This window comes from Oscillibacter sp., assembly GCF_040505565.1.
Taxonomy (GTDB): Bacteria; Bacillota; Clostridia; order Oscillospirales; family Oscillospiraceae; genus Oscillibacter.
The window spans coordinates 211,554-221,873 of record NZ_JBEUWZ010000004.1; the positions used below are offsets into that span (position 1 = coordinate 211,554).

5 protein-coding genes are annotated in these 10,320 nt (G+C 45.3%); 3 read left to right on the forward strand and 2 right to left on the reverse strand.

The annotated features are described in order from the left end of the window. Positions 1 to 299: 299 nt before the first annotated feature. Together ABWQ15_RS01660 and ABWQ15_RS01665 are read right to left on the reverse strand one after the other, a co-directional pair. Entirely contained in the window at positions 300 to 2,099 is a 1,800-nt protein-coding gene (locus ABWQ15_RS01660) for a HAMP domain-containing methyl-accepting chemotaxis protein (RefSeq protein ID WP_353907081.1), read from the reverse strand. A 310-nt stretch (positions 2,100 to 2,409) separates the two neighbouring features. Continuing rightward, entirely contained in the window at positions 2,410 to 3,540 is a 1,131-nt protein-coding gene (locus ABWQ15_RS01665; RefSeq protein WP_502919101.1) for a site-specific integrase, read from the reverse strand. 469 nt (positions 3,541 to 4,009) lie between these two features. On the opposite strand from ABWQ15_RS01665, the gene ABWQ15_RS01670 reads away from it, so the two are divergent. The 3 genes from ABWQ15_RS01670 to ABWQ15_RS01680 all read left to right on the forward strand — a co-directional run bounded on the left by ABWQ15_RS01670 (position 4,010) and on the right by ABWQ15_RS01680 (position 10,116). Then, positions 4,010 to 6,730, forward strand: a complete 2,721-nt coding sequence (locus ABWQ15_RS01670) for a diguanylate cyclase domain-containing protein (protein WP_353907083.1) — start codon at positions 4,010 to 4,012, stop codon at positions 6,728 to 6,730. Between the two features lie 471 nt (positions 6,731 to 7,201). Further along, entirely contained in the window at positions 7,202 to 8,830 is a 1,629-nt protein-coding gene (locus ABWQ15_RS01675) for a putative bifunctional diguanylate cyclase/phosphodiesterase (RefSeq protein ID WP_353907084.1), read from the forward strand. Positions 8,831 to 8,883: 53 nt separating this feature from the next. Further along, entirely contained in the window at positions 8,884 to 10,116 is a 1,233-nt protein-coding gene (locus ABWQ15_RS01680) for a methyl-accepting chemotaxis protein (RefSeq protein WP_353907085.1), read from the forward strand. Positions 10,117 to 10,320: the final 204 nt, after the last annotated feature.

Sequence of the window (10,320 nt, forward strand, 5' to 3'; positions counted from 1 at the left end):
TCGCCCCGCCGCTGCTCTATTGACAGATTTTTAAAAAAAGCTCCTATCCGAAGAAATTATAGGCCTTTTTAGTCTGCTGCATTGGAGATATATCTTGTACTTTTAGCTGCATCATGATACTATCACAGCACATTGCCGCTTTTTGGCAATAAAGTAAGCTCACACAAAAACAGCTGGTTTTGGATATTTACTTTGACTGCCCACGACTCCTCATTTCTCTTCAAAAAAATATGCGCAGGATGAAAAATTGTTAACATCCTGCACATATTTTTACTTACATCTACATGACCGTTAACGCTTTAATATTTTTTCAAGCCGCTGCCGGATAACTCGAATTCATCTTTCCCCGCCGGTACAAAATTTGACTGCGCGGAAACCATCGCTTTTTCTTGAGAGGGACGCTCATTGTGCAGCCTAAACACGCGGACGTTCTTTTTCAGATCTTCAGCCTGTGCGGAAAGCTCCTCGCTGGCCGCGGCGCATTCTTCGGCAGCCGCCGCGTTGCTTTGAACGACCTGCGAAACCTGCGTGATACCCTGATTGATCTGTTCCAGAGCAGCCGCCTGCTCATTTGAAGCAGTGGCGATTGCGCCGACAAGCTCAGCTGCCTGTGAAATCCCCTCCGTGATTTTTTTGAGCGCGTCGGCCGTCTCGTTGGCAATTCCAGTGCCTGCATTCACCTTTTGGGACGAGGCTTCAATCAACTCGGTCGTTTCCTTTGCCGCCTGGGCAGACTTTCCGGCGAGGTTTCGCACTTCTTCAGCGACCACGGCAAAGCCCTTGCCGGCGCTGCCGGCTCTCGCCGCCTCGACCGCCGCGTTGAGTGCAAGAATATTTGTCTGGAAGGCGATATCGTCGATTACTTTTATAATTTTGCCAATGCTCTCGGAGGATGCGTTGATTTCCTTCATAGCCTTGAGCATTTCCCCCATTTTTGCGTTGCCTGTCTCCGCGTGGTTCTGCATGTCCGCCGCAAGCTCATTTGTTTTCTGCGCATTTTGGGCGTTTTGCGTCGTCTGGGATGTGATTTCCTCCATGGACGCAGACAGTTCCTCGACGGAGCTGGCCTGCTCCGTGGCTCCCTGGGACAGAGCGGTACTGGAATCCGCCACTTGCCTTGAACCGGCGTCCACCTGATTTGCGGACGAAACAATCGACAGCGCGAGAGCATGGAATTTCTCAACAAGTTCAGCAAGGGCCTTGCCCATCACGTCATACTCAGATCGAATCGTGATACTTGTCGTAAGATCGCCTTCCGCGATCGCCATGGCCTTTTGCGCCTGATCTGTAGTAGATAAGATCATTTTATCAAAGGCGCCGGCCAATACCCCAACCTCATCCTTTCTGAGTGCCCACAGCCTGTCCTTCTCATCGGTAACCTTCCCAACATCCAGATCTCCGTCAGCCATCATTGCTGCAAAAGCGGCAAACTTTTGCATGGGTTCACTGATAAGTCCGGATATAAAGCGGCTGAATAAAAATGAAATTACCACAGATACGACAATCACAGCGACCATAATGATCATTGACAGGAATGCCGCTGTCCTGCTGGACGCAATATTTTCCTGCGCGTTGGTCTCTTTTCTCTGTGTAAGCGACGCAAACGCATCCGTAGCATCCTGCGTTTCAGACGACGTTTCCGTTATCTTGGACAATATTTCTGTTCTTGTTCCTCCCGCATCCGCCGTTTTCAGAATTTCATTAACAGTATCCAGGTAGATATCGTAAGCCGCCATGGTTGAATCATAAAGCTGCTTTCCCTCACTGGTTGTAATTGTTTTGCTGTAATGATCCATCTGCGTCTGCACAGCGTCTATTTGGTTTGAAATCTCTTCGCAGTATTTTTCACTTTCCTTATCCTTATCGTAATAGATGTACAGATTCCGAATTGCGGTTCCAATATCCTTAAAGCTGCCTTCCGCTCCCGAGCTGTAAACAATTCCCATAGTATGGCGATCATAGGTATTCTGTTGCTCATTAATCATGCGAATTGTATTAAAAATGCCAACAGCACCGATTATAATTCCAAGAATCGTTATAAATAGGAACCCTGCAGACAGTTTTTTGGATATTTTTACATTTTCTAACCACTTTTTCATTTCTCTTTATCCTTTCGTTTTCGGCTTGTTTTATTATTTCCGCCACCGCGGGCGGCTTGGCACATTACCGCAGGTTTCCCACCATTCGAAAATATTAATAAACGGCCCCTCACTCTATTGGTATCATGCTATTGGGCAGCATATTCCATATATCCTTTTGTCTTGCCATCCTGAATAAGCCTTTATGAATGCGGAAAGATAACTATTCAGTGGAGTATTGAAAATCGCAGTTCCCCACAGACTGTATTTCAAAGCCGGAAAGCCCAGTGCCATTTGAGTTTTTAATAACTGCGACAGAAATTTTGACGGCTTATGAAGCAACCTCCATTTGTGTAAGATGCATGTTATTGAGTTTGTCCATTGCAATCATTTTCTGTTCCATAAGTGAATGGGCGTAAATATTAAGCGTAATAGTGACGCTGGAATGCCCCAGAATTTCACTGAGAGTTTTGATATCAACACCGACCTCCAATGCCCGAGTTGCAAAGGTGTGTCTGGTCGTGTGAAATTTTCGTTCCTTCACGCCGGCACTTTTTAGTACATTTTTGAACAGTTTTTCATAAACTCTGGGATCCGGCGGGTCCTCTGTTCCCGAAAACAGAAAGAAGTTTTCATCCGGGCACTTCTCTTTATAGTCCATGAGTGCATCCTGAAGAAACTTCGGCAAAGGAATTTTTCGCCGTGACTTCAGACTTTTCGGCGTACCGACAAGCAGCGCTGTTTTTTTGCCCTGCGGCTGAGGGTTCTTAACGCGACTTACCGTTTTTGTGATGGAGATCGTACCCGCCTCAAAATCAAGATCGCACCATTTGAGTGCGCACAGCTCGCCAAGGCGGATTCCAGTGTAAAAGGTCAGAATAATTCCAAGCGCGCGGATATCTTTTTCATGAAACGCTGCCTGCTCAATCATTCGCTGCTCACTGACGGAGAATGCCTGGACCTCCGGGTTTGGCGCTTTTGGCAGCTTAACCGCTTCCATGAGACCGGAAAAGTTCGGGTAGCCTTTTGCGACTTCTTTCAGTGCGGTTTTAAAGATAATGAGTATTTTTCTCTTATAGGATTCGGAAATTATTGGGTTACTATGAATGGATTTGGCAAATTGAACGACCGTATTTTCTGTGAGAAACTCATAGCCCTTTGTCTTAAAAAAAGGAAGTACATACTTTTTCATACAGAAGTAATAGTTTTCGTACGTGGATGGCTTGACCTGATTTACGACATCACCTTGCAGCCAATCCGCAAATAGTCCGGCTGCGGCTGTTATTTGCTCAGGCAATATTCTCGGGCGAAGTCTAATATACTTCTGATAGTTTTGTTTCTTCTCTTTGACCTCCTTGTACGTCTTCGCATAAACATATCGATACTTTCCATTCGATTCCAAGACTCGCGCCTCCCAGCGCCCGTCCTTACGTTTATAAATGTTTTCGCCCCTTCTTGGCATATTGACAGCTCCTTTCAAGCGTGACACAAATCTCGACGGCGTAAACGCCGCCGAATACCTGTCAGTATACTAAATTTCTTTTCCATTTGTACTGCGTATCCATCCTAATTAGATATTTTTTGCAAATTTACAGGTAATTTTGGGTAATTATTTTATTGCAAGACGTCGATATATGGTATAATGGATAAATACAGTCTGTGGGGAACTGCGATTGATATTGGACGATCGCAGTTCCTTTCAAGACAACAAATGATGATACCAAAATGCACTGAAGAATCACGCCATATGAGATACAATGGGATTTGGCGGATCAAGCTAAGCAGCGTTTTTTTTGCGCAGAAAACTTGCGGTTAAGAAATTTATAGACGTTTTTTTAAGGTATTTCGGTAGACATAAGCAATTCTATTAAAATATCTGTCAGCCGGAAAATCATTTACTGCAGCTGACAACACGGAAGGTAATATAACCGATGGTTAGAGCTCAAACAAAGAAATACCATTCAACCATCAGAATGGTCATAGGCTCTTTTATTATCTTAACGATCATTTTGGCAGTTGGCGTTGGATACCCTGCTTTTTCAAATTGGTATTCTTCCATTGAAAAAACAACCGGTGATCTTTCTGAAAACTTAAATCAGGAAACAATTGAGCGAATTGATTCGTTTATTGAAGCTCCTCTCCATATTAATGACGTCACTTATAAAATGATTGAAAGTGGCACGATTGATTTGGGTGACGAAGCTCAAAGAGAAAAATTCTTCGTCAGCATATTAAGCTCTTACACAAAAAATATTTTCAGTTATGCTTACTGCACCGTAAACGGTGACTACTACGGAGCAGTCAAAGATATGGATGGAACCATTGAAATTACAGAAAATAATGTAAATACCGGTGGTGAAACCTGGTATTACGCGGTAAACGACGATATGTCTGCCGGAAGCTTTTTAAAAAGTACCGACAAAGATGACCTGCGAACAAGCGTTTGGTATAAGGCGGCTATGAACGCAGGAGTTCCAGTATTCTCCCCTGTTTATAAGAGTGCTTTTCAAAACGAAATGGCGATAGCGGCTGTTTACCCCATATATGGTGACTATGGCACGCTTGAGGGCGTCTTGACGGCAAGTCTCCTGCTGCCCGATATCAGTGAGAATCTTTCGGGCATCGTAAACGGACGCGGCGGTTTCGTCGCAATTGTGGAAAGAGGCTCAGGATGTTTAATTGCGAATTCCAGTGGCGCCGTTAATTATACCGTTTCAAAAGGCGGAGATTTGGAGCGGACGTATCTGGAAAGCCTTAATAACTCAACAATTCTTGACGCGTATCAGCAGTATCGCAATTCCGGAACAGCAAAACTGTCTGTTGGAAACTTGAATAACAAGCTGTCTGTAAAGGTTCAGGAATATGAACAGGCCGGTTTGAACTGGGAGATTCTCTCCGCCGTGCCAGAAAGCCCAATGGCTATTGAACTATCAAGAAATATATGGGTAGCTATCGTCTTCTCCTTCGCCATGTTTGCAATCGCCACGGCAGTCTATTATCTGATAAGCCGGAGACTTTTAAAACCTCTTAAAACGCTGCTGATTGTTTCTGAAAAATTCTCTTCCGGAGACTTAAATCAAAGAGCACTGATCGTTAGAAACGATGAAATTGGGAGAATTTCGGAGATCTTTAATAGGATCGCCGATGCCATGCAGCAGCTTGCCAACAATCTGGAAGCTACGGTGGCGCAACGAACAGAAGACCTTCAAAAAGCGAACGAAACCCTGGATGAACAGCGCATCCAACTTCGTTTGATCCTTGATAATACGGTGGAGGGCATTTTAGGTGTAGATCTAAACATGCATTGTACTTTTTGTAACGAGAGTTGTCTGCGTCTGTTGGGGTATAGCCGTCCGGAGGACCTTGTTGGACAAGACCTGCTTGGGCTGATTTATCAAAGCTTCAGGGATGGTAGTTCCAAGCGTGAAGACCCTCTTTCCGAATATCTTTCTCGCGGTAAAGCAGGCCATGCGGTGGAAAACGTACTCTGGCGATCAGACGGCACCTGCTTTGATACAGAATACCGCGCGCTCCCACAATATAAAAATGGGCGGCACATCGGCTATGTTGTCACTTTTACGGATATCACTGAGCGGAAAAGAGAAGAAGAAAAAATTAAATATCTTAGCTGCCATGATTCTATGACAGGATTATATAACAGAGGATTCTTTGAACTTAGCATGCAGGAGCTGGACACAGAAGAAAATCTACCCGTCAGCTTAATCTACATTGACCTGAACGGGCTTAAAATGATGAACGACACGTTTGGACATGCCTCCGGTGACAAGCTTATTCTAAAAGTGGCGGAAGTATTAGAAGAGAACTGCCGCAAGGAAGATATTGCGGCGCGTGTCGGTGGGGATGAGTTTTGCGTGCTTCTCCCCCGAACGAATCTGGACGAGGCAAAGCGGCTTGCTGGAAAGCTGAATGAAGCGTTTTCCCAGTATAAAATTAATTCGGTTTCCTGCAGCATGGCGTTTGGAATCGCGGTAAAGTGGAAGCCGTATCAGCGAATTGAAAAGGTTATGGAAGCTGCAGAAACCGAAATGTACAGGGAAAAATCCGTCTCGCAGAAAAGTTTTGGATTGGAAGCAGTCAAGAGCATTCTTAACACTTTGTCTGAAAAGCGTCCATGGGAAAAACGGCATTCCGAAGAAGTTGGCAGGCTCTGCGGCGAAATGGGAGCGGCGATCGGTCTGCCCGAATTGGAGATTCAAATGCTAAAGAATGCGGGATACCTGCACGATATCGGCAAGGTTGCGCTGAGCAACGAGATCCTCAGCAAAGGCCAAAATGCACCGCTGACGGAAAGTGAGGCATACATGTTGCGCCAGCATCCGGCCACCGGATATCGGCTTTTAAATTTATCCGAGGAAACACTGGCTTTAGCAAACGGCGTCTATGGACATCATGAACACTGGGACGGCTCCGGTTATCCGAAGGGACTGAAGGGCATGGAAATCCCGCTTATCTCCAGGATTATCTGCGTTGTGGAAGCTTACGAGCGGATTCGCAGCCATGCAAATTACAAGGAAGATAGCAGGGCGGAAGCACTGTGCGCAATTCAAAACGGGGCCGGGACGCTGTTTGACCCGCAGATTGCGGAGACCTTTCTTCGAATGATGGCGGATAAATCCGGCGAGAACTTATAAAAGCTAAGTCTTTGCTTCTCCTGCCATAATGCGCCGCTCCCTCACTCTTTTATATAACCTTTTCGGTTATATATAATCAATCTAATGGAGGTATTTATTATGACCTGGAAAGACAACTTTCCACTTGGGATTCCGCAGATAGACAAGCGACATAGGGAATTGTGGGACATAGTGGATAAGTTCTATTCATATATGTCCCTGAATTCCACCTGACACGATCGAATTTGTTGGTCTTCCGGCTGACAAGCTCTGTGGGGTGAAACGCCAAAGTCCTCCTGCGCAAGATTTATTACGACGGTCTGGCTATCTTTAGTTCGCGGAAAGCCTGCCCTATTGAACCGGGTGGGCTTTTTTCATTTTGCCCGCAACTGACATATCGCTTCCAGGCCTCTGAGTTACCCGCAAGCACAGAGAAAAAGACTCAGCTGTCAGCTGAACCCTTCCATAAAAATGAATGTAAAAGGGACACTTATGAAAGCAGAAAAACTCAAACGGATCTTCCATCTATCACGTGCTTTTGCAGCCCAGCTCACGCTGGGCATGGAAATACTGGTCGGTGCAATTACATACCTGTCTGGTGGAACAGAATTTGCCGTTACACACCTGATGTATATTCCAATTATTTTAGCGGCGTATTATTTGGATTTGTGGGGAGCTATTTCTTTTGCAGTGATCGGCGGGCTTATCTTGGGACCATGGATGCCAATGGATGTTGGCAGCAATATTGCGCAAGTCGTCCCCGCGTGGATCTTCCGAACCTGCATGTTTTTGCTGGTCGGCATCGTTGTTGCCCTGATGCTTCAATTGATCAAAACGGACTCGTCAGAACAGCTTCGTATATCATACCTAGAGACACAAACAGGCCTATCCAATTTAAATCGGCTTCGCAAGGAGATCAGTACTCTTACACTTGGGCATAATCATTTTTCCATGCTTACTTTTCGAATAGCAAATTCATTGGACATTAACGCCCATGTGGATTACAGCATTGGCGAGAAGTCCGCTTTGTATGTTGCGGAGCAATTGGAGAACGCATTTGGAAAACCAACTGTTTTCATGGCATCAGCGGATACTTATATTGTGCTTCTTCCAGATATTGCTTTGGAGCATGCAAACGCTATAGCTTCCAAAGTAATCAGCTCCATGACTGTACCGGTAACAATAGATGGCCTGATTGTTCAGCTTAAAGTTCAATGTGCAATTCTTCACTCACCCTCTCACGGGAACAGCGCAGACGAGCTTTTAAGAAAATTAAATATTGCGCTTGACAGAAGTCAGGAGTACCCGCAAGCGCTTGTCATCTTCAACGAAGAGATGATTCAGGAAAACCGAAAAAAATTTGAGACGCTGACAGCACTGTATACTGCAATTCAAAATGATGAGTTTTTTATGGTGTATCAGCCGATTATCCATATTGCAAGTCGCACTATCAAAGGCGCGGAAGGTTTATTAAGATGGAACCATGCAAATATCCATATGGGGCCCGGAGAATTTATCAATATTGCTGAAAAAGCCGGATTTATCAGCAATATTACAAAATGGGTCATACAGCATTCCGTGCAGCAGATCAGGATATGGCAGGACGCCGGAATAACAGCAAAAATCGCCGTCAACGTTTCCTCCAAAGATTTAAACGATGATTCTGTCCTTTCTTATGCTCAAGAATGCATTAAAAAGGCCAAAATTGATCCTACATTGTTGGGATTTGAGCTGACAGAACGTGTCATTATGGAAAATCAGGCAAAGGTCAAATCCCTGCTGAATAAAATGCAGTCCATGGGCATCAGCATTTCTATCGATGACTTTGGAACCGGATATAACTCACTGGTTCAACTAGTCACACTGCCAATTTCCAACTTGAAAATTGATAAATTTTTTATTGACCGTATTGAGCACGAAAACGATCAGGCAGTAATCAGAGAGGTAATCCGACTGGCGCATAGTCTGAGAATGGAGGTCATCGCAGAGGGTGTTGAAACCGAACGCCAGCTGCAGCTATTAGAAGAAATGGGCTGTGACAATATACAGGGCTATTATTTCAGCAAGCCTCTTACTGAGAAAGAATATATCCAGTTTGTCGCCAACTATCAGCAAAGCTGAAGATGATTCACAAAACATCTTCACCTTCTATTATTAAGTCAGGAGAAAAAATTATGAAAAGCATATCGATCAAGAAAAAAGTGGGGCTTATCTGCCTTATCAATTTTATAGTTTACGCAGCCTCGCTGTTGGCATCGCTGTTGATTGAAAAGCATACTTTAATGAACATAGGCATTTTGTTTCTCCTATGGTCCCTTCCCGCTTGCGTTATAATCGTATGCTTTGGCGTATTTGTCATCAAAAGCATTACAAAACCGCTGGGTGAAATTGAATCCGCTGCTAAGCTGGCGGCATCCGGAAAGCTGGACGCAACCATTTCTTTCGTCTCCGAAGACGAATTTGGTTCTCTTGCCGAAAACATCAGAACGCTCATCGGAAATTTACGCTTTTTCATATCCGATATTGCAAGGGTGCTGAGCAGCATTGCCGATGGGGATATGACAGTTTCGCCAGACATGGAATATCCAAATGATTTTCTGCCCATTAAAAACTCCCTTGAAAAGATCACTGCTTCGATCAACGATTTGTTAAAGCAAATGCAGACATCTTCCCAGCAGGTCGCAGCCGGATCGGAGCAGGTGTCGTCGGGCGCGCAGTCGTTGGCTCAGGGCGCTTCGGAGCAGGCTAGCTCCGTGGAGGAACTGGCGTCATCCATCAACGAAATATCGGAGAGAATTAAGCAAAATGCGGATCACGCGCAGAATGCCAGAGCCGAGATGGATAAAACCACCAATGAAATTAAGCAGAGCGATGAACTTATGAAAAAGCTGGTCTGTGCGATGGACAGCATTGCTGAAACCTCCAAGCAAATTCAAAAAATTATCAAGGTTATAGACGATATTGCATTTCAGACCAATATCTTGGCGCTGAACGCTGCTGTGGAGGCCGCGCGGGCCGGCGAGGCTGGAAAAGGATTCTCCGTAGTCGCCGATGAGGTACGGAATCTGGCAAGCAAAAGTACGGACGCGGCAAAGGACACGACGTCCCTCATTCAAGATACTTTGTCGGCCATAGAAAACGGAGACACCATGGCCAAAAATGCAGGAAGGGCGATTGATCAAATCTCTAAGCAGGCTGAGATGGTAGATGCGCTCATCCAGAATATCTCACAGATCTCAAAGGCTCAGGCGGGTGCCTTGGAACTAACCAATACAGCAGTCAATCAGGTTTCAAGCATCATTCAGACAAACTCCGCAACCGCAGAAGAGAGTGCGGCAGCCAGTGAGGAACTGGCTGCACAAGCGGAGACTCTATGTACACTGGCCACTGGTTTCCGTTTGAGGTAACGGGTTGTTCCTGATTAAACCCGCCAGCATTATGTTGATACTATGGCAGCGGATAATACCATGCTAGAGACAGTTGAAGAGGCATTTTCAAAAAAAGGTTCCCGCCATCCGAGAGGATGGCGGGAACCTTTTTCTTTATGGAGTTACCCTTACTTTGCGGCCTTGGCGGCTCTAACAGCCTCGGTGAGCATGGGAGCAACCTTG

Coding starts and splice junctions, on each gene's coding strand:
- ABWQ15_RS01680 (WP_353907085.1), top strand. CDS start 8,884: ATGAAAAGCATATCGATCAAGAAAAAAGTGGGGCTTATCTGCCTTATC.
- ABWQ15_RS01675 (WP_353907084.1), top strand. CDS start 7,202: ATGAAAGCAGAAAAACTCAAACGGATCTTCCATCTATCACGTGCTTTT.
- ABWQ15_RS01660 (WP_353907081.1), bottom strand. CDS start 2,099: ATGAAAAAGTGGTTAGAAAATGTAAAAATATCCAAAAAACTGTCTGCA.
- ABWQ15_RS01665 (WP_502919101.1), bottom strand. CDS start 3,540: ATGCCAAGAAGGGGCGAAAACATTTATAAACGTAAGGACGGGCGCTGG.
- ABWQ15_RS01670 (WP_353907083.1), top strand. CDS start 4,010: ATGGTTAGAGCTCAAACAAAGAAATACCATTCAACCATCAGAATGGTC.